The sequence below is a fragment of the Streptomyces sp. SID486 genome (assembly GCF_009865385.1).
In the GTDB taxonomy this organism is placed as follows: domain Bacteria; phylum Actinomycetota; class Actinomycetes; order Streptomycetales; family Streptomycetaceae; genus Streptomyces.
Genome location: NZ_WWJT01000346.1, coordinates 1 through 23,869, shown reverse-complemented (window position 1 = coordinate 23,869; position 23,869 = coordinate 1). Strand labels below are relative to the sequence as shown.

At 72.8% G+C, this 23,869-nt stretch carries 26 protein-coding genes, 1 tRNA gene and 1 pseudogene; 7 read left to right on the top strand and 21 right to left on the bottom strand.

Annotated features, from left to right (window positions below; all coding sequences use genetic code 11):
* The 3 genes and pseudogenes from GT045_RS15880 to GT045_RS15870 all read left to right on the top strand — a co-directional run.
* A pseudogene (locus tag GT045_RS15880) lies at positions 1 to 615 on the top strand (glycosyl transferase); the annotation flags it as partial.
* A 60-nt stretch (positions 616 to 675) separates the two neighbouring features.
* Positions 676 to 2,061 carry an MFS transporter gene (locus GT045_RS15875; protein WP_237538623.1) on the top strand — a complete coding sequence of 462 codons (1,386 nt, stop codon included), beginning with the start codon at positions 676 to 678 and terminating at the stop codon, positions 2,059 to 2,061.
* A gap of 126 nt (positions 2,062 to 2,187) precedes the next feature.
* On the top strand, positions 2,188 to 2,946 hold the full coding sequence (locus GT045_RS15870; protein WP_345942658.1) for a TetR/AcrR family transcriptional regulator C-terminal domain-containing protein: 759 nt from the start codon (positions 2,188 to 2,190) through the stop codon (positions 2,944 to 2,946).
* On the opposite strand, the gene GT045_RS15865 is transcribed toward GT045_RS15870, so the two are convergent.
* The 4 genes from GT045_RS15865 to GT045_RS15850 all read right to left on the bottom strand — a co-directional run bounded on the left by GT045_RS15865 (position 2,947) and on the right by GT045_RS15850 (position 7,432).
* Positions 2,947 to 3,417, bottom strand: coding sequence for a PPOX class F420-dependent oxidoreductase (locus GT045_RS15865; RefSeq protein ID WP_161294419.1), 471 nt, complete (start codon positions 3,415 to 3,417; stop codon positions 2,947 to 2,949).
* Between the two features lie 44 nt (positions 3,418 to 3,461).
* Positions 3,462 to 4,283, bottom strand: a complete 822-nt coding sequence (locus GT045_RS15860) for a YceI family protein (protein WP_161334549.1) — start codon at positions 4,281 to 4,283, stop codon at positions 3,462 to 3,464.
* A gap of 103 nt (positions 4,284 to 4,386) precedes the next feature.
* Positions 4,387 to 6,924: an MFS transporter gene (locus GT045_RS15855; RefSeq protein ID WP_202528185.1), complete on the bottom strand. Its 2,538-nt coding sequence runs from the start codon at positions 6,922 to 6,924 to the stop codon at positions 4,387 to 4,389.
* Between the two features lie 13 nt (positions 6,925 to 6,937).
* Positions 6,938 to 7,432 carry a MarR family transcriptional regulator gene (locus GT045_RS15850; protein ID WP_161334548.1) on the bottom strand — a complete coding sequence of 165 codons (495 nt, stop codon included), beginning with the start codon at positions 7,430 to 7,432 and terminating at the stop codon, positions 6,938 to 6,940.
* A 216-nt stretch (positions 7,433 to 7,648) separates the two neighbouring features.
* Here GT045_RS15850 and GT045_RS15845 point away from each other — a divergent pair, with 216 nt between their 5' ends.
* Positions 7,649 to 7,849 carry a hypothetical protein gene (locus GT045_RS15845; RefSeq protein WP_161294413.1) on the top strand — a complete coding sequence of 67 codons (201 nt, stop codon included), beginning with the start codon at positions 7,649 to 7,651 and terminating at the stop codon, positions 7,847 to 7,849.
* 3 nt (positions 7,850 to 7,852) lie between these two features.
* Here GT045_RS15845 and GT045_RS40695 read toward each other — a convergent pair whose 3' ends face one another.
* From GT045_RS40695 to GT045_RS15795, 10 genes are all read right to left on the bottom strand, one after another.
* Positions 7,853 to 8,131, bottom strand: coding sequence for a hypothetical protein (locus tag GT045_RS40695; protein WP_345942657.1), 279 nt, complete (start codon positions 8,129 to 8,131; stop codon positions 7,853 to 7,855).
* 700 nt (positions 8,132 to 8,831) lie between these two features.
* On the bottom strand, positions 8,832 to 9,773 hold the full coding sequence (locus GT045_RS15835) for an RNA polymerase sigma factor SigF (RefSeq protein ID WP_161334546.1): 942 nt from the start codon (positions 9,771 to 9,773) through the stop codon (positions 8,832 to 8,834).
* 359 nt (positions 9,774 to 10,132) lie between these two features.
* Complete coding sequence (locus GT045_RS15830) at positions 10,133 to 10,969, bottom strand: RNA polymerase sigma factor SigF (RefSeq protein ID WP_237538626.1); 837 nt, start codon at positions 10,967 to 10,969, stop codon at positions 10,133 to 10,135.
* A 175-nt stretch (positions 10,970 to 11,144) separates the two neighbouring features.
* Positions 11,145 to 11,438, bottom strand: a complete 294-nt coding sequence (locus GT045_RS15825) for a Dabb family protein (protein ID WP_161289269.1) — start codon at positions 11,436 to 11,438, stop codon at positions 11,145 to 11,147.
* A 10-nt stretch (positions 11,439 to 11,448) separates the two neighbouring features.
* Positions 11,449 to 11,628, bottom strand: coding sequence for a hypothetical protein (locus tag GT045_RS15820; RefSeq protein WP_161289271.1), 180 nt, complete (start codon positions 11,626 to 11,628; stop codon positions 11,449 to 11,451).
* Between the two features lie 323 nt (positions 11,629 to 11,951).
* Positions 11,952 to 12,521 carry a DUF4232 domain-containing protein gene (locus GT045_RS15815; RefSeq protein WP_161289273.1) on the bottom strand — a complete coding sequence of 190 codons (570 nt, stop codon included), beginning with the start codon at positions 12,519 to 12,521 and terminating at the stop codon, positions 11,952 to 11,954.
* Between the two features lie 471 nt (positions 12,522 to 12,992).
* Positions 12,993 to 13,077, bottom strand: a tRNA-Ser gene (locus tag GT045_RS15810).
* 55 nt (positions 13,078 to 13,132) lie between these two features.
* Entirely contained in the window at positions 13,133 to 13,564 is a 432-nt protein-coding gene (gene tadA / locus GT045_RS15805) for a tRNA adenosine(34) deaminase TadA (protein WP_161288464.1), read from the bottom strand.
* Between the two features lie 59 nt (positions 13,565 to 13,623).
* On the bottom strand, positions 13,624 to 14,154 hold the full coding sequence (locus GT045_RS15800; protein ID WP_161334550.1) for a hypothetical protein: 531 nt from the start codon (positions 14,152 to 14,154) through the stop codon (positions 13,624 to 13,626).
* 303 nt (positions 14,155 to 14,457) lie between these two features.
* Positions 14,458 to 14,703 carry a hypothetical protein gene (locus GT045_RS15795; RefSeq protein WP_161334545.1) on the bottom strand — a complete coding sequence of 82 codons (246 nt, stop codon included), beginning with the start codon at positions 14,701 to 14,703 and terminating at the stop codon, positions 14,458 to 14,460.
* A 96-nt stretch (positions 14,704 to 14,799) separates the two neighbouring features.
* On the opposite strand from GT045_RS15795, the gene upp reads away from it, so the two are divergent.
* The gene (gene upp, locus GT045_RS15790; RefSeq protein WP_161288468.1) at positions 14,800 to 15,435 is read left to right on the top strand and encodes a uracil phosphoribosyltransferase; all 636 of its coding nucleotides are present in this window, start codon (positions 14,800 to 14,802) and stop codon (positions 15,433 to 15,435) included.
* Between the two features lie 238 nt (positions 15,436 to 15,673).
* Here the strand turns inward: upp and GT045_RS15785 are convergent, their stop codons facing one another.
* Positions 15,674 to 16,309: a LytR C-terminal domain-containing protein gene (locus tag GT045_RS15785; protein WP_202515485.1), complete on the bottom strand. Its 636-nt coding sequence runs from the start codon at positions 16,307 to 16,309 to the stop codon at positions 15,674 to 15,676.
* 98 nt (positions 16,310 to 16,407) lie between these two features.
* Complete coding sequence (locus GT045_RS15780; RefSeq protein WP_004943146.1) at positions 16,408 to 16,704, bottom strand: type II toxin-antitoxin system VapB family antitoxin; 297 nt, start codon at positions 16,702 to 16,704, stop codon at positions 16,408 to 16,410.
* A 113-nt stretch (positions 16,705 to 16,817) separates the two neighbouring features.
* Between GT045_RS15780 and GT045_RS15775 the strand changes: the two genes are divergently transcribed.
* A complete protein-coding gene (locus tag GT045_RS15775; protein ID WP_161290246.1) occupies positions 16,818 to 18,380 on the top strand; it encodes a helicase HerA-like domain-containing protein in 1,563 nt (520 codons plus the stop codon).
* A 107-nt stretch (positions 18,381 to 18,487) separates the two neighbouring features.
* On the opposite strand, the gene GT045_RS40470 is transcribed toward GT045_RS15775, so the two are convergent.
* The 5 genes from GT045_RS40470 to GT045_RS15755 all read right to left on the bottom strand — a co-directional run bounded on the left by GT045_RS40470 (position 18,488) and on the right by GT045_RS15755 (position 21,502).
* On the bottom strand, positions 18,488 to 18,613 hold the full coding sequence (locus tag GT045_RS40470; RefSeq protein ID WP_272921419.1) for a hypothetical protein: 126 nt from the start codon (positions 18,611 to 18,613) through the stop codon (positions 18,488 to 18,490).
* Positions 18,614 to 18,666: 53 nt separating this feature from the next.
* Positions 18,667 to 18,984, bottom strand: coding sequence for a hypothetical protein (locus GT045_RS15770; protein WP_345942656.1), 318 nt, complete (start codon positions 18,982 to 18,984; stop codon positions 18,667 to 18,669).
* Positions 18,985 to 19,078: 94 nt separating this feature from the next.
* Positions 19,079 to 19,828 carry an HdeD family acid-resistance protein gene (locus GT045_RS15765; RefSeq protein ID WP_161290244.1) on the bottom strand — a complete coding sequence of 250 codons (750 nt, stop codon included), beginning with the start codon at positions 19,826 to 19,828 and terminating at the stop codon, positions 19,079 to 19,081.
* Positions 19,829 to 19,898: 70 nt separating this feature from the next.
* Positions 19,899 to 20,516 (bottom strand): HhH-GPD-type base excision DNA repair protein, encoded by a 618-nt coding sequence (locus tag GT045_RS15760; protein ID WP_161334544.1) that lies wholly within the window; start codon positions 20,514 to 20,516, stop codon positions 19,899 to 19,901.
* A gap of 263 nt (positions 20,517 to 20,779) precedes the next feature.
* A complete protein-coding gene (locus tag GT045_RS15755; protein ID WP_161334543.1) occupies positions 20,780 to 21,502 on the bottom strand; it encodes a siderophore-interacting protein in 723 nt (240 codons plus the stop codon).
* A gap of 79 nt (positions 21,503 to 21,581) precedes the next feature.
* Here GT045_RS15755 and GT045_RS15750 point away from each other — a divergent pair.
* Positions 21,582 to 23,869 (top strand): penicillin acylase family protein (locus GT045_RS15750; RefSeq protein ID WP_161334542.1); only part of this gene is annotated, 2,288 nt, incomplete at its 3' end.

The following is a 23,869-nucleotide window of genomic DNA, read 5'->3' as shown; positions in this document are numbered from 1 at the left end:
CCCGGTGGGGGCGGCGGTGCGCGGGGCGGCTTCGGCGGCGGCATGCCGGGCCAGAACCAGCGGAACGGCAACGGCGGTACGGCCGGGCAGCCGGGCGCGCAGGGCAACGGCGGTACGCCGGGGCAGCCGGGCGCGCAGGGCAACGGCGGTACGCCCGCTCAGCCGGGCGCGCAGGGCAACGGCTTCCCCGGCGGCGGCCCGACGGGCGAGGGCGGCATGGGCGGCGCGGGCGGTCCCGGCGGCGTCGGCGGCCTCCTGAACGGCGCGAACGTGTCGACGGAGGCCGAGCGGCTACTGGAGAGGAACGCCTCGCGCTACACCTGGGTGGCCGCATCCATCGGCTCCCAGAACTCGGCCGGTTACCAGCTCGCCACGGGTGAGCCGGTGATGGCGATCGGCGGCTTCAACGGCACCGACCCGTCCCCCACGCTCGACCGGTTCAAGGAGTACGTCGCGCAAGGCAGGATCCACTACTTCATCGCCGGCGGCGGCATGGGCAGGGGCGGCGGCAGCGGTACCGCCTCCGAGATCAGCTCGTGGGTGCAGAGCACCTTCGAGAAGGTGACGGTGGGATCGGCCACGTTCTACGACCTGACCCGGCGCAGGAGCGGCTGACGGCGCTTCCTCCGCCCCATGTGCTGTACACCGTATAGCTCGCGCTGTACGGTGTACAGCATGTCTGCTGTCCAAGGCCATCCCCGGCGCTGGCTGATCCTCGGCGTCATCTGCCTCGCGCAGCTCACCGTGCTGCTCGACAACACCGTCCTGAACGTCGCCATCCCCTCACTCACCCGCGAACTGCACGCGGCGACCTCGGACGTCCAGTGGATGATCAACGCCTACTCCCTGGTCCAGTCCGGCCTGCTGCTCACCGCGGGCAGCGCCGCCGACCGCTACGGCCGCAAGAAGATGCTGATGGCCGGGCTCGCCCTGTTCGGCGCCGGCTCCCTGGTCGCCGGACTCGCCGGTTCGACCACCCAGCTGATCGCCGCGCGGGCGGGCATGGGCATCGGCGGCGCGCTGCTGCTGACCACCACGCTGGCGGTGGCGATGCAGATCTTCGCCCCCGAGGAGCAGCCGAAGGCGATCGGCATCTGGAGCGCGGTCAACGCGCTGGGGTTCGCCGGCGGCCCGCTGATCGGCGGCTTCGTGCTGGGCCACTTCTGGTGGGGCGCGATCTTCCTGATCAACCTCCCGGTCGCGGCGCTCGGCCTGGCCGCGGTGGCGGTGCTCGTGCCCGAGTCGAAGAACCCGCGGGGCGAGCGCCCGGACCTGCCCGGCGCGCTGCTGTCCACCATCGGCATGGCCTCGCTCGTCTACGCGATCATCTCGGGGCCCGGCCACGGCTGGACCTCGGCCCGCGTGCTCGCCACGGCGGCCGTCGCGGCGCTGGCACTGGGCGCGTTCGCCTGGTGGGAGAGCCGGGTCGACGAGCCGATGCTCGACCTCCACTTCTTCCGGGACCGGCGGTTCACGGGCGCCGTCGCCGGCGCCGTGCTCATCACGTTCGGCATGGGCGGTGCGCTCTTCCTGCTGACGCAGCACCTCCAGTTCGTGCTCGGGTACGGGCCGCTGGAGGCCGGACTGCGGACCGCCCCGCTGGCGCTGACCGTGGTGGCGCTCAACTTCACGGGCGTCTCGGCGAAGTGGTCTGCCCGGATGGGCACGCCGATGTCGATCGCGCTCGGCATGGTGCTCATGTCGGCGGGTCTGGTGGCCATCGCCGAGGTCGACACCGGGGGCTACACCGGAACACTGCTGGGCCTGCTGCTGATCGGTGTGGGATGCGCGGTCGCGAACCCGGCCATGGCCCACGCCATCATGAGCGCGATCCCGCCGGAGAAGGCCGGGGTCGGGGCCGGCGTCAACGGCACCCTCGCCGAATTCGGCAACGGTCTCGGCGTCGCCGTCCTGGGCGCCGTGCTCAGCTCCTCCGTAGCGTCCGGGCGTTCGGTGTCCGCCGGACTGGGGGCCGGGCAACTCGTGGGCGCGGCCGCCGTACTGGCCGGCGGGTTCGTGGCGGCGGGGCTGCTGCGGCGGGCGGAGCGGGTGGCCGCCTGACGGCACGCGGGTAAGGGTATGCGTGCGGCTGCGGGACCCGCCGGGTCCACGGGCCCGGGTGGCGGTGGCCACGGCCCCTGGGCCCCGTAGGTTTGGGGCAGTGAGCGGAGACAGGAAGGTGCGTCGGTGACGAAGGCAGCGGGTCGGTCGGCGCGGGACAGCGTGTGGCGGGAGGGCAAGCCCCGCCGTGGCGGGCGCGGTGGACAGCCCTCCGGGCTCGACCGGGAGCGGATCACCGAGGCGTCCGTGCGGCTGCTGGACGCCGAGGGGCTCGCCAAGTTCTCCATGCGCCGGCTGGCCGCGGAGCTGAACGTCACCGCGATGTCCCTGTACTGGTACGTCGACACCAAGGACGACCTGCTCGAACTCGCCCTGGACGCGACCTATGCCGAGCTGAGCCTGCCCGACCCGGACGACACGGACGAGGACTGGCGGGCGCAGCTGCGCCACCTGGCCACGGCGTACCGGGCCCAGCTGGTCCGCCACCCCTGGCTGTCGCCGCTGGCCGGGCGCTATCTCAACATCGGCCCGAACTCGCTCGCCTTCTCCCGTGTGGTCCAGCGGGTCGTCCGGCGGGCCGGACTGCCCGCGCACGGGGAGACCGGGGCGATCTCGGCCGTCTTCCAGTTCGTGTACGGCTACGGCACGATCGAGGGCCATTTCCTCGCCCGGATCGCCGACACCGGGCTCAGCGCGGACGAGTACTTCGCGCAGGCCATGACCATGGTGGACGAGGTGCCGGGGACCGCCGAGATCATCAAGGAGTCCAAGAGCCTCATGGCGGCCCGCGGCGGTGACACGGTGGCCGAGATGCTGGACCGCGACTTCACCTTCGCCCTGGACCTGCTGGTCGCCGGCATCGAGGCGATGGTGGCCCGCGGCTGACTACCCGTCGGCGGCCAGCCGCGCCGGGAAGCCGCCGGTGGCCACCGGCCCCCAGCGCTCGGGGGTGACCCGGATGATCGACTTGCCCTGCCGGAGCATGGCCGCCCGGTACTCGTCCCAGTCGGGGTGTTCACCGGCGATGTTGCGGTAGTACTCGACGAGCGGTTCCACGGAGTCGGGGCTGTCGAGGACCTCGGCCGGGCCGTCGATCTGCACCCAGGGCCCGTTCCACTCGTCACTGAGCACGAGCAGACTCACCCGCGGGTCCCGCTTGGCGTTGCGCGTCTTGGCCCGCTCGGGATAGGTGGAGACGACGATCCGGCCGGCGTCGTCCACCCCGCAGGTCAGCGGGGAAGCCTGCGGGGAGCCGTCGGCCCGGCGGGTGATCAGCAGGGCCCGGTGCCGGGGCCGTACGAAGTCGAGCAGCTCGGTCAGCGATACCCGGGTGTTGGTCGCGATGTTGGATGCCATGCCGGCACCCTAGGGGGAAGCGCCCCCGGAGGGGCGCCGGTGCGTCACGCCGTGGGCAGTGAGTCCCCCTGGACCGCCTGGATGTCCAGCTCCACCTTCAGCGTCGTGCCGATGGCCGCGATGCCCGCCTGGAGGACCTGGTTGTAGTTCATCGCGAAGTCGTCGCGGTGCAGCTCCGCGGTGGCCCGGAACGCGGCCCTGGTCCCGCCCCACGGGTCCGCGCCCGTGCCGAGGTAGGCCAGGTCCAGGTCCACCGGCCGCACGACGCCGTGCATGGACAGCTCGCCGTGCACCTTCCAGCGGTCGGAGCCGGCGGCGCTCACCCCCGTGGAGCGGTACGTGATCTGCGGGTGCCGCTCGACGTCGAGGAAGTCCCCCGACTTCAGGTGCGTGTCGCGCATGCCGTTGCCCGTGTCGATGGACGCCGCCCGGATGACCGCCTCCACCCGGGACTTGGTGACGTCGTCGGGTGCGATCTCGATCGTGCCGCCGAACTCCGTGAACCGGCCGCGCACGCTGGAGATGCCCAGGTGCTGGGCGACCGCGCCGACGGAGGAGTGCGCCGGGTCGATGGTCCAGGGCCCGGGCGGCGGCAGTTCGGCGCCGCCCTGCCGGGCCAGCGTGACGGTGCCGACCTCGGCCCGGCCGCTCGCGGTGACGATCGCGCTGGACGCGGCGGGCGCGTACCCGACGGCCGTCACGATCACGGTGTACGCCCCCGGAACCAGCTCCGTGACGTCCCGTACGGCCCCCTCGGCGTCCGCCTCGGCACGCAGCACCTGCGTACCGGTCATGTCGGTCACCGTGACGACCGCGTGCGACACGGCCCACCCGTCCCGGGTACGGATCTTCGCGGTCAGTCCCATCCCGTTTTCTCCCTGCAAAAGCTCAGAAATTGGTCGTATGAAACCGGCCCGTGGCGGGCGCGCCCTCCGCTCAGGGCGCGCGCCGCCACGGGCCGGGGCCGGACTACTCGCCGGGGTGGGCGAGTTCGATGTCGTGGCCGTCCACGTCGGTGCCGTGCACGGTCAGCGCGGTGGCCACCGGCGGGTAGCCGGTCGCGATGACCGTGTAGTCGCCGCCGTCCAGGTCGGTGAAGGCGTAGGCGCCGTCCCCGCCGGTGGTGGCGGTGCCGACCACGTTGCCGGCCTGGTCGACCAGGGTCACCCGGGCGTCGGCCAGCGGACCGTGCGGGGCCCGGACGACACCCTGGAGCCGGGCGCCGGCGTCCAGGTCGACCTCGACGCGGGTGACGCCGGTGGCGCCGACCTCGACGGGCAGCGCGCGCGGCCGGAAGCCGCTCGCGTTGACCGCGACGGTCACCGTGCCCGGCACCAGGTCGGTGAGGGCGAAGTCGCCCTGCTCCCCGGTGGCGGCGGTGGCCAGCAGGTCACCGCGCACATCGGTGACGATGACCATCGCGTCCTTGACCGGCAGCGCGCTCCCGGCCGCCCGGACGACACCGGTCAGCCCGCTGGTGCCGCTGAGCAGGATGTCGTACGACAGCGGCTCCTCGCCCACCACGACGGTGGACGCCTGCGGCTGGTAGCCGTCGGCGGAGGCGATCAGCACGTACGAGCCGGTGCCGGGGGCGTGCAGCGCGTAGGAACCGTCGGCCTGGGCCACCGAGCGGCCCAGCTGGCGGCCGGACAGCGAGATCAGCGTGACCGCGGCCTGCGCGACCGGGGCGCTCTCGGCGCCGCGGACGAAGCCGTGCACCGGGGTGCCGCCGAAGGTGTCGGACTCCGCCACCGTGGCGACGGCGGTCATCGGCTGGACGGCCGTGGCCGTGGGCGTGGCCGTACCGGCGTCGGCCACCGGGGCGGCGGCGACGGCGGCCGGGACCGGCTCCTCGGCGGGGGCGGTGGTACCCGCCACGGCCTCGGCCGGGACCTCGGCGACGGTGTCGTTCTCGGCGGTCTGCGCGAGCGCGCCCTTGGTCCGCAACGGGACCTCCTTGATGAACAGCGTGATCACGAAGGCGACGGCGGCGAGGCAGCCGGCGATCAGGAAGACGTCCGCGATGCCGTGGCCGTAGGCGCTCTCCATCAGCGTCCGGATCGGGGCCGGCAGCGCGTCCATGTCCGGGATGCTGTCGGTGGAGCCGGAGCCACCGGCCAGGGCCGCCTGGTACTTGGGGCTGAGGTCGGAGACGCCGTCCTTGACGTAGTCGGTGATCTTGTGGGACATCACCGCGCCGAGCGCCGAGACGCCGACCGCACCACCGAGGGAACGGAAGAAGGTGACCGTGGAGCTGGCCGAACCGAGGTCGGAGGGCGCCACCTGGTTCTGCGTGGCGAGCACCAGGTTCTGCATCATCATGCCGATGCCGAGACCCAGCAGGGCCATGTAGATGGCCATCTTCCAGTAGTCGGTGTCGTACCGGATGCCGCCGAGCAGCAGCAGCCCGGCCGTCACCAGGACGCCACCGCTGACCAGCCACGCCTTCCAGCGGCCGGTGCGGGTGATGAACTGGCCCGACACGGTCGAGGAGACGAACAGACCGCCGATCATCGGGATGGTCATGACGCCCGACATGGTCGGGGACTTGTCGCGGGCCAGCTGGAAGTACTGGCTGAAGAAGACGGTGCCGGAGAACATCGCGATACCGACGAACAGCGAGGCGAGGGACGCCAGCGTGATCGTGCGGTTCCGGAACAGGCGCAGGGGGATGATCGGCTCGCTCGCCCTGGACTCGACGAGGACGAACAGCAGGCCGAGGGCGATCGAGCCGCCGACCATCGCGTACGTCTGCCACGACACCCAGTCGTACTTGTCACCGGCGAAGGTGACCCAGACCAGGAGGAGGGACACGGCCGCGGATATGAGGGTCGCGCCGCCCCAGTCGACCTTGACCTCCCGCTTGACCACGGGCAGGTGCAGGGTCTTCTGCAGCACGATCAGCGCGATGACCGCGAAGGGGACACCGACGTAGAAGCACCAGCGCCAGCCCAGCCAGGAGGTGTCGGTGATGACACCGCCGAGCAGCGGGCCGCCGACGGTGGCGACGGCGAAGGTGGCGCCCAGGTAGCCGGAGTACCGGCCGCGCTCGCGCGGGGAGATCATCGCCGCCATGACGATCTGCGCCAGGGCGGACAGACCGCCGACGCCGATGCCCTGGAACACCCGGAAGGTGATCAGCATGCCCGGGTTCTGCGACAGGCCGGCCGCCATCGAGGCGACCACGTAGATGATCAGGGCTATCTGGACGAGAGCCTTCTTGCTGTACAGGTCGGCGAGCTTGCCCCACAGGGGAGTGGCCGCGGTCATGGACAGCAGGGCGGCCGTGACCACCCAGGTGTAGGCGGACTGACCGCCGCCGAGGTCGCCGATGATGTGCGGCAGGGCGTTGGAGACGATCGTGGACGACAGGATCGCCACGAACATGCCGAGCAGCAGCCCGGACAGGGCCTCCATGATCTGCCGGTGCGTCATCGGGGCGTCGCCGTGGGAGCCTCCCCCGTGCTTGGCGTGAGCCCGCACACCGGCTGGTGTGGTCGTTGCCATGGGCTTCCTTTTCTTACGTGCTTGCGGGTGTACGGGTGGTCTCTTCGACTACGGGTGCGGGCAGCCGGAGCGGGGCGGACCGGCAGTCGCCGAAGGAGTCGCGCAGGCGCGACATCAGCCGGATCAGCTGGCCGACCTCCTCGTCGGTCCAGTCCGCCAGCCGCTCGGCGAGCAGATGAGTGGTCCGCCGCGACAGCTCGTCGAGCTGCTCCAGACCCTCGGTCGTCAGGCGCAGGATGCGCGAGCGCTTGTCCGCGGGGTCCGGGTGCCGCTCGATCCAGCCGCGTGCGGCGACGTGCGCGACATGCCGGCTCGTCACTGACATGTCCACGGAGAGCAGCTCGGCGAGCTTGCTCATGCGCATGTCGCCGTGACGGCCGAGCAGGGTCAGCACGGCGGCCGAGCCGGCCGGGCAGTCGGGCGGCAGGATCCGCCCCATGTCCCGTTTCACGGCTCCGACGGCACTGAGCTGACGCGCCAGCTCTTCGAACTGCGCCTGCTCGGCCATCACACCTCCCGTATTCGTTGCTTGGGGCAACCATAAGACTGCTTGGTTGCTGAAGGCAAACAAACCGGGATCGGGCGGCGCAAAAACTTGGCAAAGGCAAGTATTGCTGAAGTAAATACGCTGGTGAGCGTGGGCGGCCTGCCCCGTTCGGGCCGGTGTCGTCCCCCTGGGCCCCCGCTTGGGTCGCCCGGGACCTCTTCGCTAAGGTCTCGGGGCATGGCTAACACCCAGGGCCCCCAGGGCAATTACGACCCCGCAGGCAGCACCCAGATGTTCCGCGCCTTCGTCGACGAGGCCCCTCAGGGGCGCCAGCAGCAGGCGGTGGCCGCTTCCTCCGGCCCCCGGGTCGGTCTGATCATCGGTGTCATCGTGGCGATCGCCGTGGTGGCCGGCGTCGCCTGGCTCGCGCTGAAGTAGGGGTCAGCCCCATTCGACGGAGACGTCCCGCGTCTCGATGTGCATGCCGAGCGGCACCCTCCAGGCATCGACGCACACCGTCCACGTGGGGCTCTTCCGCGCGCCCGGCGCGAGCGGCACCGGCAGCCGGACGGTCGACGCGACCGTCCCCCAGTCGACGCCGAGCGCGCCGATGATGTGCGTCCCGAACGTCACCTCACCCGAACGCACCGCCGTGCCGCCCGAGTTGTGGAAGCCGACGGTCACCCGCTGGCACCAGCGCTGCTCGCCGTCCGCGGTCACCGGCCCGCCCCAGGTCAGGGCGGCGGGCGTGGCCGGGGTGGGCTCCGGTGAGGCGGGCGGCGGTGTCGTACGACCGTCCCGGCCGCCGCCCGGTTCCGGGCTGCCGGAGCCGGGGTGCCCGGTGGGCCGGCCGGGAGTCTCCTGGGTGGACGGCTCCGGACCGCCGGAGTGCCCGCCGCCGTGCGGCCCCGCCGGGCCTGCCGGACCCGTCGGACGTGTGGGCCGGACCTGACCCGCCGGATCCGCCGCTCCCCTTGGTCCCGCGGACCCTCCTGGTCCCGCGGACCCTCCTGGTCCCGCCGGAGCCGACGGTGAGCCGGCCGGGGGCGTGCCGGCCCCGTGCGTGCCGGCCCCGTGCGTGCCGCTGCGCCCGGCCCCGTCGAGCGGCACCAGGGCCACCGGCCCCGAGGGCGCCACGGCCGTCGGACCGCCCCGGCCCGCGCCGACCGCGGTGTAGCCGCCCGGGCCGCCGCCTCCGCACGCGGCCAGCACCCCGCCCAGACAGACGACGGCCGCCGATGCTGCCGTGAAGGCGCCTCGGCGGCCACGCGTCCATGTCGCGTGTGTCGCACGCATCGCAGGTGTCGCACGCGTCGCACGTGTCGTCCCGGCGGCCCGGCCCGTCCCTGACTCCCGTGGCATCGCGCCAGTGTGGCTGACGGAGCGTCAGAAGAGAAGGGTCCCGGCCGGGGCCGTGCGGTCAGTCCGAGATCAGGCCCTCACGCAGCTGGGACAGCGTCCGGGTGAGCAGCCGGGAGACGTGCATCTGGGAGATGCCGACCTCCTCGCCGATCTGCGACTGGGTCATGTTGGCGAAGAAGCGCAGCATGATGATCCGGCGCTCCCGGGGCGGGAGTTTGGCCAGCAGCGGCTTGAGGGACTCGCGGTACTCCACGCCCTCCAGTGCCGTGTCCTCGTAGCCGAGGCGGTCGGCCAGCGAACCCTCGCCGCCGTCGTCCTCGGGGGCGGGCGAGTCGAGGGAGGAGGCGGTGTAGGCGTTGCCCACCGCCAGTCCGTCGACCACGTCCTCCTCGGAGACGCCGAGCACGGCGGCCAGCTCCGTCACCGTGGGGGAGCGGTCCAGCTTCTGCGACAGCTCGTCGCTGGCCTTGGTGAGGGCCAGCCGCAGCTCCTGGAGCCGGCGCGGGACCCGCACCGACCAGGAGGTGTCACGGAAGAACCGCTTGATCTCCCCGACCACGGTGGGCATCGCGAAGGTCGGGAACTCCACCCCCCGTTCGCAGTCGAACCGGTCGATCGCCTTGATCAGGCCGATGGTGCCGACCTGGACGATGTCCTCCATCGGCTCGTTGCGGGAGCGGAAGCGCGCGGCGGCGTACCGGACCAGCGGCAGGTTCAGCTCGATCAGGGTGTCCCGGACGTACGCCCGCTCGGGGCTGTTCTCGTCCAGTGCGGCCAGGCGCAGGAAGAGCGACCGGGACAGGGTGCGGGTGTCGATGTTCGCCGTGGCCGGCATGGCCGGGAGAGCTTCGGCGGCCGGCTCGGGGGCCGGGGACGGCACGGCTTCGAGGGCCGTGACGCCCTCGAAGCCGTCGAGGACGTCGAGAGCGTCGAACTCCTTGGGCGCTGCCTCGCTCTTCGTGGGCGTCAGCACCTTCGAGCTGCCCTGGTCTGCGGACATGCCACCCCCTTTGGGTCGCGGGACGGTCGCGGCGGCGTCGCCTTTCGAGCAACGCAGCCTTCACCTGAATACCGGAGCCGGAGCCACGGCAAACGCGCTTCCCGCAGAATGTCACATGTCGGCAACGCGCTGTACCGACATGTCGACACGTCAGATGCGAATCACCCCTGGAAACACATGGTCTGACGGTTATTCGGACCTTAACTGTCGGCATCCGCCCTGGTGAGCGATTCGCTCGCGCCGGTTACCGCTCGATCGGGTTTGCGATGCAATGCTGTTCGCGCCGTGCTTCCGTGCGCCCGCCATGCACCGGCCGAACGTCCTGCGCGCTCCGGCCCGGAACCCGCAATGCCCGTGGACTATGCGTCGATCCGATTCGCGGAGCGCAGCCGCTGGAAGCTACGGGCGAGTAGTCGCGAGACGTGCATCTGGGAGACGCCGAGTTCCGCGCTGATCTGCGACTGGGTGAGATTGCTGTAGTAGCGCAGGAGAAGGATTCGCTGTTCCCGTTCGGGGAGTTGCACGAGGAGATGGCGGACCAGGTCGCGGTGTTCCACGCCGTCCAGGGCCGGGTCCTCGTAGCCGATCCGGTCCAGCAGGCCGGGCAGCCCGTCGCCCTCCTGCGCGGCCTCCAGCGAGGTGGCGTGATAGGAGCGCCCCGCCTCGATGCAGCTGAGCACCTCCTCCTCGCTGATCCGGAGCCGTTCGGCGATCTCGGCGGTGGTCGGCGAGCGGCCGTGCAGCGTGGTGAGGTCCTCGGTCGCGCTGTTGACCTGCACCCACAGCTCGTGCAGCCGGCGCGGGACGTGGACGGTGCGGACGTTGTCGCGGAAGTAGCGCTTGATCTCCCCCACCACGGTGGGCATCGCGAAGGTCGGGAACTGCACGCCCCGGTCCGGGTCGAACCGGTCGATGGCGTTGATCAGGCCGATGGTGCCGACCTGGATGACGTCCTCCATCGGTTCGTTGCGGGAGCGGAAGCGGGCGGCGGCGTAGCGCACGAGCGGGAGGTTCGCCTCGATCAGCGCCCCCCGTACCCGGTTGTGCTCCGGCGTGCCGGGGGTCAGCTCTTTCATCTCGGTGAACAGCACCTGGGTCAGGGCGCGGGTGTCCGCACCGCGGCGCTTCTCCGGGGCCGGCGGGGTCGGGGCTGCCGCCTCTTCCTGAGGCGGCGCAGTACTGGCCGACACGGTCAACGCCACCTCTTCGTCCGTCAATCATCCGTCAAAAGCGGTCATAGCATCACAAGACATGTGCACTGTGTGCAAGCACCGCATAACGCCGTGTTGTCGTCAAACTTCGACAAGTTGGGGCGTATAAACGAACGAAAGCCCCCCGCCGGACGGCAGGGGGCTCCGAGGAGTGCGCGGTTCAGATCTCGTAGTCGGCGATCACCCAGGTGGCGAACTCGCGCCACAGTGCCACACCCGCCTGGTGGGCCGGGTGCTCCAGGTAGCGCTTGAGGGCGTCGGCGTCCTCGACGGCGGAGTTGATCGCGAAGTCGTAGGCGATCGGCCGGTCGCTGATGTTCCAGGCGCACTCCCAGGTGCGCAGCTCCTCGATCTGGCCGCCGAGGGCCTGGAAGGCCGCCACGCCCGCGACGACCCGCGGATCGTCGCGCTCGACGCCGTCGTTGAGCTTGAAGAGGACCAGGTGGCGGATCATGAGGTGTACCTCAGCTCTTTCCTCCGTTGGCGGCCCAGGTCATGAAGTCGCCGATGGCCCTGGCCGCGTCCGATATGCCCTCGAAGCCTATCTGGACGTAGTCGGCCGCCTTGGCCGGGTCCGTGATGATCACGTACAGCGCGAAGACCACGAGCACGTACACGGCGATCTTCTTGGCGTTCACCGTCACCGCGGCCTCCCCTGTCCCAGTGCCCCTCGGGCCCCCTGCTGCCGGCCGCGAGTGTAACCTCCGGGCCTTCCGCCACCGCCAACGGCCCGGCGGTGCGGCGCCGTTGTCTCCGCCCCGCCACACGAGAAGGGCCCTGCCGATCGGCGGGGCCCTTCCGCGGGCGCTAGCGGAGGGATTTCCATCCCCATGACATGCGCCATACTCCCTGTCGCGGTCTGTTCGTGCTGGTCAGAGCGTGACCGGGGCCGCTCGGACCCGTGATGGCAGCGGGTCGGAGCGTCGCGAGCGTCGTGCGGGCTGCTCGATTCGTGCCGACGGTGGGGTCAGGAAGGCTTGACCGCCGAGGCCGGGGTGACGGTCACCTTGTTGTCGCACTCGGCCCACACCCCGTCGTTCAGGGCGACCTGGTGCTTGCCGGACCGCGGCAGCCCGATGACCATCGTCGGGAACGTCACCGGCTTCTTGCCCGACACGCAGTAGCCGTCGCCCTCCCCCTGGACCTGGACGAAGGTCAGCTTCACCCACGCCTTGCCGTGCGGCCGGACCGTCACGGTGGCCGCCCTGCCGGTGCGGGTGACCTTGAGCGGGGTGGTGTGGGCGGGGGAGCCGTTGCCGGCGCCCGCGACCGTCGGATGGCCCTTCAGGACGCACGTCTTCCGGGAGACGTTGGTGAACTGCACGACCGCCGCCCCGGTCCCGGTCCCGACGGGCCGGTGGGCGGCCTGCCAGGCGCTGACCTTGAGGGCGGAGGCCGCGCAGGCGGGCGGCGGGGTGGAGGTGGTGGTGCTCGCCGCCATGGCGGTGCCGGGCAGGATGCCGGTCACCGCCGCCGCGACGGCCGTGACCGCCGTCGTCGCCAGAGCCGCCCTGCGAATGCCGTTGCTGTGCCGCATGCTGTCGTCCCCCTGAGTCGTCTCGTCCGCGGGTTCCGGTCGTCGGTCGTCGCCCCGCGGTACGTGTGGTCGTGATACGTGAGTGCAGACAGGGCGGGAGAGCGGCGGGGTTCCGTGCGGCGGCGGCTTGTGACGGAACGGTGACGACAGGCTGCACCCGTGCGGATCGCCGTCAGGGCGGACAGAAGCACCTCCGGCGCGCCACGGGTTCTGCCACGGCCCCCGGCGCGCACCGAAAGTGCGCTGGGTCGATCAGCGTGGCTGCTCAGGTCCGGAGTGGCTCGTCCACTCGCCGGAGCTGCGACCGCGCCCATCCCTCGCCCCGGCGCGCGACCGAGGCGGACGCCGAGACGGAAACTGAGACGGGAACCGAGGCGGACGCCGAGACGGGAACCGAGGACGCCGAGACGGAAACCGAGGCGGACGCCGAAGGGGCGCCCGGTTCGATGAACCGGGCGCCCCTTCTCTCTGCGGTAGCGGAGGGATTTGAACCCTCGGTGACTTGCGCCACACTCGCTTTCGAGGCGAGCTCCTTCGGCCGCTCGGACACGCTACCGAGGGAGACCTTACAGCACGGTGGGGCGTGGTTCGAAATCGATAGGGGGAACGGTTCAGCGGCCCCGGAAGAACTCCGTGAGCGGCCGGGCGCACTCCGCCGCGAGGACGCCCTCGACGACCTCCGGGCGGTGGTTGAGCCGCCGGTCGCGCACCACGTCCCACAGGGAACCGGCCGCGCCCGCCTTGTCGTCCCTGGCGCCGTAGACCACGCGGTCCACCCGGGACTGCACGATCGCGCCCGCGCACATCGTGCACGGCTCCAGCGTCACGACGAGCGTGCAGCCGGTCAGCCGCCACTCGCCGAGCGCGGCCGCCGCCCGCCGGATCGCGAGGACCTCCGCGTGGGCCGTGGGGTCACCGGTGGCCTCCCGTTCGTTGTGCCCGGCACCGAGCACCGTCGTACCGTCCGGGGACAGCACGACGGCGCCGACCGGGACGTCCCCGCCCCGGGCGGCCAACCCGGCCTGGTCCAGGGCGAGCCGCATCGCGGCCCGCCAGCGGTCCCGTACCGGGTCCGGTGTGCCCTGGGGCTCCTGTGGCGTGGTCAGCGGACGGTCTCCAGCACCTCCGAGGCACCCAGCGCCTCGGCGATCGTGCCCAGCGCGTCGTCGGCGTCCAGGGCGCGCAGCTCCTTCTCGCCGATGCCGAGGTCCTCGAGGATCTCGCTGTCGCCCACCGGGCTGTGGGGCACCGCGTCGGCGGACCCCTCTTCCTCGTCGTCGTCCTCGGACTCGCCGTCCTCGGTGCCGTCGAGGTCCAGGGCGTCCAGGTCCGGGCCGTCGTCCGAGCCGGGTTCCCGGCCGAGCAGCTCGTCGGTGAGCAGCAGCTCCCCGTACGCGCTGCGCCGGGCGGCGGCGGCGTCCGAGACGTAGATGCGAGGGTCCTCCTCGCCGTCCACGCGGACGACACCGAACCAGGACTCCTCCTGCTCGATCAGGACGAGCACCGTGTCCTCGTCGGGAGAGGCTTCCCGTGCCAGGTCGGCCAGATCCGACAGGGTCTCCACATCGTCGAGCTCTGTGTCGCTCGCTTCCCACCCGTCTTCGGTGCGCGCGAGCAGTGCGGCGAAGTACACCGTGACTCTCCCACTGGTCATAGGCGTGCCGGTTGGGGGTCCCCCCGGCGGAGGTACGTGGGTGAGGAGAGCCTGGGCTCCGAGCCCCACCCACTCGGAATCGTGGCAGAAACAAGGCGTCCAGGGGACGTCTTCGGCTCCCTGTGTCCGGCTGTTTCGATCGCGGGTCCGCGATCGGCTCAGCAGCGCGCTCGTTGCCGCCACCAGCGGATCGTACGCGGCTTTTCCCCGCGCCCCCGCACGCCCTCGGTCCCAACACCGGTGCGGACGTGGATCTTCCGCGCCGGCAACGGTTCCGCGGGGCTACCAGCGGAACGTGCGCATACGCATCGCATGGCGCAGCCGGGCCGCCTTCGCGCGCCGCGGCTGGACCCGGGCGCGCAGCTCGCGGGCCTCGGCGAGATCGCGCAGGAACTGGGCGCGCCGTCGGCGGCGCTCGGTCTCGCTCTCGGGTTTGTCGGCATTCTTCCCCGCGGCCCTCGCCCGGAGGCCGGCCGTGTCGGCGGCGCGCCCGGAGGCGTCCGCGGGGAGGTCAGGCAGGTCGGACACGTCACACCACCCCAGTCGCGTCCCTTCCACTTTCCCCCGGACGGCCGGTTTGACGCCAGCGCGAGGGTGCCCCGGGACGCGGGTACGGTTAGGGGCATGCGTCTCCATGTCGTCGACCACCCCCTGGTCGCCCACAAGCTCTCCACGCTGCGCGACCAGCGCACCGACTCCGCGACCTTCCGGCGACTCGCCGACGAACTGGTCACCCTGCTCGCCTACGAGGCCACGCGGGACGTGCGCACCGAGGCCGTCGACATCCGCACCCCGGTCGCGCAGACCACGGGTGTCAAGCTCGCCCGCCCGCGTCCGCTGGTGGTGCCCATCCTGCGCGCCGGCCTCGGCATGCTGGACGGCATGATGCGGCTGCTGCCGACCGCCGAGGTCGGCTTCCTGGGCATGATCCGCAACGAGGAGACGCTCGAGGCGTCCACCTACGCCTCGCGCATGCCGGAGGACCTCTCGGGCCGTCAGGTGTACGTCCTGGACCCGATGCTGGCCACCGGCGGCACCCTGGTCGCGGCGATCCAGGAGCTGATCAAGCGGGGCGCCGACGACGTGACCGCCGTGGTGCTGCTGGCCGCGCCCGAGGGCGTCGAGCTGATGGAGCGGGAGCTGGCGGGGACGCCGGTCACCGTCGTCACGGCCGCCGTCGACGACCACCTCAACGAGCTGGGCTACATCGTGCCGGGGCTGGGCGACGCGGGTGACCGGCTGTACGGGGCCGCCGAGTAACGAGCAGGACGCGTGCCCGCGGCGGCGCGGCGGGGGCCGCGTTGGCCGCTGGGAGCCGGCCGCTGGGCGCGGTCGCGGGTCCGTCGGGTGCCGCCGTGGGGCCGACGGGTGTGTCCCGTGGGCCCGCCGCCGCCTCGCCGCGCAGTTCCGCGCGGCTCTCAGGGCCCCCGTTCCCCGCGGCTGTCAGGGCCGTGGGGCGGCGCCGGGGGTGTTCCCGTGGGTCTTACCGGGGCCTTCCTCAGCAGCTCTTCTTCGTGGCCGCGGTCGGTGCGGGGGCCGTCAGGGCGGTCAGCGCCTGATCCGCGGCGGTCTGCTTGGACAGGCCCTTGAACCCGTCCCCGATGATCAGGTCCAGGTCGGCGCCCTTGCGGGCGTCGGCGCGCGCCTGCGCTCCGGCGAGCTGCGTGCCGAGCACCCGCAGCGAGGTGTCCTGCGCCGCGGGGGCGCCGAGCAGCAGCCCCGTGCCCTTGACCTTCTTGTCGTACGCCTTGGTCGCGTTGCCCACGGCGCCGATCCTGAAGCCGCGCTTCTTCAGCTCGTCGGCGGTCGTCTTGGCGAGTCCGCTGCGCTTGGTGGCGTTGTAGACGTTCACGGTGATCCGGCCCGGCTCGGGCAGGGCGGCCGTGTGGGCGGCCGGGGCCTGCGCGGTCCTGGTCCGGCAGTGTTTCGCGGGGCCCGCAACGGTGGGGTTGTCGCCGCCGGTGAAGACGTCGATGAGCTGCAGGGTGCCCCAGCCGATCAGGCCGAGTACGGCGACGGACGCCACCGCTGCGGCCACGAGTCCGCCGCGTCGGCGGGACGGACGCATCCGAGGGTATTTGTCCCCCGTGATCCGGTACTGGCCGCCCATGCCAGGGGGAGTCAGCATGCTCATGAGCGCAGCGTAGTGCGCCCGAGCGGCAATGCCTATCAGATGATCAGCTGATGCCGCTCAGCGGAACCCGAAAGGGTCAACGGCCGTGTCGCGCCGCGTCAGTCGAGTTCGAGCACGCGCGCGTGCAACACCTGGCGCTGCTGGAGGGCGGCGCGGACCGCGCGGTGCAGGCCGTCCTCCAGATACAGGTCGCCCTGCCACTTCACGACGTGCGCGAAGAGGTCGCCGTAGAACGTCGAGTCCTCCGCCAGCAGGGTCTCCAGGTCGAGCTGCTGCTTGGTGGTCACGAGCTGATCGAGGCGGACCGGGCGCGGCGCGACGTCCGCCCACTGCCGGGTGCTTTCCCGGCCGTGGTCGGGGTACGGCCGGCCGTTTCCGATGCGCTTGAAGATCACACGGAAAGCCTACCGGCCAAGACGTTCCGGGCGCAGCCATGGCGGCGCAGTGCGACGCTTGAAAAGATGGAGCATCACGGGCATATGGGGCACTACGGGAACAGGGGCCGCAGATGAGCGACAGCGAGACCGTGCCGCCCGCGGGCCCCGGCCCCGGCTCCGCCCTGCCCGCCCCGGCCCGGGAGATCGCCGCCGGCTACGCGTTCACCGGCCCCGCGCTCGACCTCGGTGCCCTGCTGTGGGACGGGCACTGCCACCCGGACGCGCCGGTCCGCATCCCCCTGACCGTGCTCAACCGGCACGGCCTGGTCGCGGGTGCCACCGGCACCGGGAAGACCAAGACGCTCCAGCTGATCGCCGAGCAGCTGTCGGCGCAGGGCGTTCCGGTGTTCCTCGCGGACGTCAAGGGCGACCTGTCCGGCGTCGCACGGCCGGGGCAGGAGAACGACCGGGTGCGCGCCCGGTCCGGCGAGGTCGGCCAGGAGTGGACCCCGGCCGGCTTCCCGGCGGAGTTCCTGGCGCTCGGCGGCCTCGGCCACGGCATCCCCGTACGGGCCACCGTCACCAGCTTCGGCCCCGTGCTGCTGGCCAAGGTGCTCCGGCTGAACCAGACCCAGGAACAGTCCCTCGGGCTGATCTTCCACTACGCCGACACCAAGGGCCTGGAGCTGATCGACCTCAAGGACCTCAGGGCCGTCGTCGCCTTCCTGACCTCCGACGAGGGCCGGGCCGAGCTGAAGGACATCGGCGGTCTGTCCACGGCCACGGCCGGGGTCGTCCTGCGCTCGCTCACGGCCTTCGAGGCACAGGGCATGGCGGACTTCTTCGGCGAGCCGGAGTTCGACACGTCGGACCTGCTGCGCACCGCGGCGGACGGCCGGGGGATCGTCACGGTCCTCGAACTCCCGGCGGTGCAGGACAGACCGCTGCTGTTCTCCACCTTCCTGATGTGGCTGCTCGCCGACCTCTTCCACGACCTCCCCGAGATCGGTGACGCCGACAAGCCCAGGCTGGTGTTCTTCTTCGACGAGGCGCACCTGCTGTTCGACGACGCCTCCAGGGCGTTCCTGGAGTCCATCACGCAGACCGTCCGGCTGATCCGCTCCAAGGGCGTCGGCGTCTTCTTCGTCACCCAGACGCCGAAGGACGTGCCCGGCGAGGTCCTCGGCCAGCTCGGCAACCGCGTCCAGCACGCCCTGCGCGCCTTCACCCCGGAGGACGGCAAGGCCCTCAGGGCGACCGTGCAGACCTTCCCGAGATCGCCGTACGACCTGGAGGAACTGCTCACCGGTCTGGGCACCGGCGAGGCCGTGGTGACCGTGCTCGACGAGTCCGGGGCGCCGACCCCGGTGGCCGCCACCCGGCTGCGGGCCCCGGAGTCCCTGATGGGCCCGGTCGACGCCGCCGGCCTGGACGCCGCGGTGCGCGGATCCTCGCTGTACGGCCGTTATGCACAGGCTGTGGACCGGGAGTCGGCGTACGAGAGGCTGAGCGCCGCCCGGCCGCCGCGGGCCGCTCCGCAGCCGGGGCCCGAGGCGGCGGCAGGGGACGAGCCGTCCCTGGTCGAACAGGTGGTGAGCAGCGGCATGTTCAAGTCGCTGGCCCGCTCGGTCGGCACCCAGCTCGGCCGGGAGATCACCCGCTCCCTGTTCGGCACCGCCCGGCGGAGGCGGTAGCCCGGCGTAGGCGGTGGTCCGGCGTAGGCGGTGGTCCGGCGTAGGCGGTGGTCCGGCGGAGGCGGTGGTCCGCCCCCGCCGGGTTCCTCTCAGTGGTCCCGGTCCGCTCAGCGGTCCCGGTCCTCAGGGGTCCGCTGCTGCTGCGGTGTCCGCTGGTCCGGCTTGGGTGCCGTACCGCGCCGGGCCTCCGCGCGCAGCAGGGCGCGCAGGACGGCGTAGGGATCCTTGGGCATGGCTGTGCTGCTCCTTGCGTCGAGCCGACTGACCTCGCGGGGACGCGGGTCCGTCAGCAGCGCAGGACCACCGTGCGCAGCAGGGGCGGGGCGTACGGCACCCGGGGCGTGGCGGGGCATGTGCGGGCCGCCGGGCGGACGGGTGCCGGGTCGGGCAGGGGAGCGAGGCGCTCGGGCGCGTCGGCCCGGTGGACGGCACGGGCGGGCGGCCTCAGCGGTGTGTCGAGGACGTCGTACCCGTCGCTCTCGGCGGTCACGACGACGTCCGGCACCGCCTGGGCCGGCACCAGGGCGGGCACCCACAGGGCGAGGAGCAGCGCGAGGACCCGTAGCCGGCCACGGCCGCGGGGTGTGCTGCTGCTCCTGCTCACACCTGGTGTTTCCCCGGGACGGGTGGGGAGGGCTGCACGCCGGGCGCGAGATCCGCCCGCTCGGCGTACCGGCGGTGCGCGCGGTTGACGGTGGTCATACCGTCTGCGGCACGTGGCGGGCCCGGCCGCGGACGCGGAACGCGGTGACGATCTCCACGATGCCCACCACGACCAGCCAGATCCCGGCGACGAGCGTCAGTACGGCGACCGACTCGAACGGCGAGTCGATGAGCACGATCCCGGCGACGAAGGTGACGATCCCGAGGAAGACCTGCCAGCCCCGGGCGGGCATGTGGGGGTCGTGCACGGCGGCCACGGTCTGGGTGATCCCGCGGATCAGCCAGCCGATGCCGATCCACAGCGCGAGCAGCAGGATCGACTGCATGGGCCCGCGGAAGCAGAACAGGCCGAGGACGATCGACAGCGCGCCGCTGATGAAGGCCAGGACGCGCAGCGAGGTCCTCCGGTGCGTGCCGAACGCGGACACCAGCTGGAAGATCCCGCTGTACAGCAGGTAGAGGCCGAAGAGCACGCCGGCGGCGAGCAGGGAGGCACCCGGCCAGACGAGCACCAGGATGCCCAGCACCAACGAGCCGATCCCGGTGAGCAGGACGACCTGCCAGGCGGCCCGGGACAGGGCGTGCAGGGGGCCCTCGAACGGCGGCTCCGGCTCATGGCGGTCCCGGGCCGGCTCCACCGCGGGAGGTCCGCCGGGCGGTTCCGCCACGGGGGGACCGCCGGGCGGCTCCGCCGCGGGGTGACCGCCGGGCGGTGGCGTCTCGTGGACGTACCGGTCGTCGTACGCGCGGTCCCGGTCCGGGCCGCTGCTCGGTATGTCGGTCATGCCTCATGCTGGGACCGGCCGGGCGCCTGGGGCCACCGGGGTGGGCCGACGGGGTGACGGCGGGCGGCCGCTACTTCCGGCCGGCCGTCTTCGCGGTCGTCTTCGCGGCCTTCTCCGCCTTGGCCGCCGCCTTCATCTCCTGCTTGTGGGCGCGGACCTTGGCCAGCGTCTCGGGGCCGGTGATGTCGGCGACCGACCGGAAGGACTCCGGTTCGCCGTAGGCGCCGGCGGCCTCCCGCCATCCCGCAGGGGCGAAGCCGAGCTGCTTGCCGAGCAGGGCCAGGAAGATCTGTGCCTTCTGCCTGCCGAACCCCGGCAGGTCCTCCAGCCGCCGCAGCAGCTCGGTCCCGCTGCCGACACCCCGCCAGACCGCCTCCGCGTCCCCGCCGTGGTGCTCGACCAGGTACTGGCACAGCTGCTGGATCCGCTTCGCCATCGAGCCGGGGTAGCGGTGCACCGCGGGCTTCTCGGAGAGCAGCGCCGCGAACGCCTCCGGGTCCATGGCCGCGATCTCGTGCGCGTCCAGGTCGTCCGCGCCGAGCCGGTCGGCGATGGTCCGGGGGCCCTTGAACGCCCACTCCATCGGGATCTGCTGGTCCAGCAGCATTCCGGTCAGCGCGGCGAGCGGTGAACGCCCGAGTAGCGCGTCGGCCGCGGGGTCCTGGGCGAGGTGCAGGGTGACGTCCATGCGTCGATGATCCCGCGCCCCGGACGGCCCCGCGCGCCCGGCCGGCCGGCTTCGCCCCCTCGGCCCGCGCCCCGACGGTCCCGCGCGCCCGGGCTGTCCACTCGGGTGGACGTCCACGCCGGTGACGGTCCCGCGCGCCCGGCAGGCTCGCTTCGCCCGCTCGGCCCGGGCCCCGACGGTCCCGCGCGCCCGGGCTGTTCACTTCGCCTGGACGGTCCGCGCCCCGGACAGCCCCGCGCGCCCGGTCCGCTCGTTTCGCCCGCTCAGTCCGCGCGCCAGTACCCCAGCGCGTGCACCCGCTGCTTCGGCACGCCGAGTTCCTTGCGGACGTAGGCCGCGAGCGTGCGGGTGGTCGCCGTGTCGCAGGCGATCCAGACGTACGGGTCGGGGGTGGCGGCGAGGACGGCGGGCAGTTCGGCGCGGACCCGTTCCACCAGGTGGGCGCCCGCGTCCCGGCGGGACACCGGCCGTACCTCGTGCCGGCCGGCCTCCGTCCGGTCGGGCAGCCCCGCCGGCTCGCCCTCGAACCAGACGGTCGCGGGGGCGGAACCCAGGGCGCCGAGCAGGGAGTTGATCGCGGGCAGCGAGGCCGGGTCGCCGATGGCGACGACGTGGGAGGGGGCGGGGTCCGGCTCCTGGAAGCCGGTGCCCTGGACGGTGGCCTCGACGGTGTCGCCGGGCCGCGCGGCCCGGGCCCAGTCGGAGGCCACGCCCTCGTGCAGGGCGAACTCCAGGGCGAAGGTGCAGGTGGCCGGGTCGGGGTCGACGAGGGTGTAGGCGCGCTGGTGCGGCCGGCCGTCGGCGGAGAACCACAGCCGTACCCACATCGTGGGGTGGACGCCGGTCGCGGCGAGCAGCCCGCCGTCGTCCATCCGGAGCCGCCGGTACCGCGGGGTCACGTCCTCGGCGTCGAGGACGGTCAGCTCGAAGTCCTTGGCCCGCAGCAGTCTGAGGACCGCGCCTTCCCAACCCCGCCCCTGCCCCATGAACCCTCCGTCGGTCGCGTACGATTCCGCCACAGAAAACTTAGGCAAGGCTAACCTAAAGGATAGAGGGGCACCCGGGGTGACCACCGAGATCTTCCGCGACGCCTGGGGCATCCCCCATCTTCGCGCCTCCGACGCCCGTGAACTCGCCCGTGCGCAGGGCCGGGTGACGGCCCACGACCGGGCCTGGCAACTGGAGGTCGAGCGCCACCGCGCCCAGGGCACCTCCGCGTCCTTCCTCGGCGCCGAGGCCCTGTCCTGGGACGTCTTCGCCCGCCGGGCCAGGATCGAGGACACCGCCCGCCGCTGCTTCGTGGCGCTGGAACGCCGGGACCCGGAGACGGCCGACTGGGTGCGCGCTTACGTCGACGGCGTCAACGAGGGCCTGGCCGGCGGCGCCCGCCGCGCCACCGAGTTCGCCCGCACCGGCCTGGCGCCCGGCCATTGGGAGCCCTGGAGCCCGCTCGGGGTGTGGCTCGGCACGCACATCCTCTTCGCGGGCTTCCCGGCCAAGCTCTGGCGCGAGCAGGCGATACGGCACCTCGGCCCCGACGCGGTCGGGCTGTTCGCGACCGACGGCCCCGGCACGGCCGGCAGCAACGGCTGGCTCGTCACCGGCGAGCGCACCGCCACCGGCCACGCGCTCATCGCCGGCGACCCGCACCGCTTCATCGAGGACCCCGGCGTCTACCAGCAGATCCGCCTCTCCTGTCCCGAGTTCGACGTGGTCGGCCTCGCTGTGCCCGGCGTCCCCGGCATCGCCCACTTCGGGCACACCGGCACGGCCGCCTGGGCCATCACCAACGCCATGGCCGACTACCAGGACCTCTACCGGGAGCGGCTGCGCCGCACCGGCGCGGGCATCGAGGCCCTCGGCCCGGACGGCGCCTGGCACCGGGCCACCCGCCACACGGAGACCGTGCGGATCGCCGGCGAGCCGCCGGTGGAGATAGAGATCGTCGAGACGCCCCGGGGGCCCGTGATCGCCGGCGGCCCGGACGGCCTGGACGCCGTCACGGCCCACGCCCCGCAGTCCCCGACGAGGGCCCAGGCCCCGCAGTCCCCGACGAGGGCCTGCGACCCGCAATCCCCCACGACGGCCCCGGCACCGGCCCCCGAGGGCCTGCCCGGGACCGCCGCCCGGGGTCCGGAAGGGCTGCCGGCGCCCGTCGCGCAGGTCCCCGGGGCGCGGGTGGCGCACATCGCGCAGGTCCCCGGGGCGCCGGTGGCGTACACCGCGTCGGACGCCGAGGCGCCGGGGGTGCTCACCGCGTCGGACACCGAGGCGCCGGTGGCTGACACGCTCCGGGGCGCAGGCGGGGCGGCGGCCGGTGCCGCCGTGCCCGGCGTGGAGGCCGGCGGCGGGGACACGGCACATGTGCCGCCCGCACCCGGCGACACGAGCGACACGGGGGACAGGGAGGACACGGGGGACGCGGGTGGGGGAGACGGCGGTGCCGACGGCGTGACCGAGGCACTCGCCCTGCGCTACCCGCCCAGGGTGACCGAAGACCTCGGCTTCAGCACCCTCCTCCCCCTCCTCCGCGCCCGCGACGTCCGCGACATCGACCGGGCCCTGGACAGCTGGACCGAGCCGGTCAACGTCGTGCAGGCCGCCGACACCACGGGAGGCACCCTGCACCGGGTCGCCGGCAAGGTCCCCGTCCGGGCCGAGGCCAACCGCCTGCACCCTGTCCCCGCCTGGGAACCCGGCCACGACTGGCACGGCACGCACGAGACGCCGTACGCCGAACCGGCGGACGGCATCGCGGTGATGGCCAACGCCCGGGGCCTGGCCACCCCCCTCGGCGTGGAGTTCGCCCCGCCGCACCGCGCCGACCGTATCCGCGAGCTGCTCGACGCCCGCCGCACCTGGACGGCCGACGGCATGCCCGCGATCCACACCGACACCCATCTCGGTTCCGCCGGCCCCCTTCTGGACCACCTCGCCGCCCTCACCGGTCTCACCCCGGCCGCGGCGGACCTGCGCGACCGGCTGCTCGCCTGGGACCGCCGGATGGACGCCGACAGCACCGAGGCTGCGGCGTACGCGGCGGTGCGCGGTGCGGTCGTACGACACCTCGCCGCGCACCCGGTCTTCGCCCCGCTCACCGAACCCCCCGCCTACCCGGACGTCCTGTTGCCCTGGCTGGCCCTCGTCCCCCGTGTCGGCTACGCCCTGGAACACCTCCTGCGTGCCGACGACGTCTACGGCATCGACCGCCCGGCGGCGGTCCGTCGCGCCCTGGAGGAGGTGGCCGCCGGGCCGTCCGCCCGCCCCTGGGCCGACACCCACCGACTGTCCGCCTGGAAGGCCCTGCCGGACGAGCCGCGCACCGTGCCGGACGAGCCGCGCACCGTGCCGGA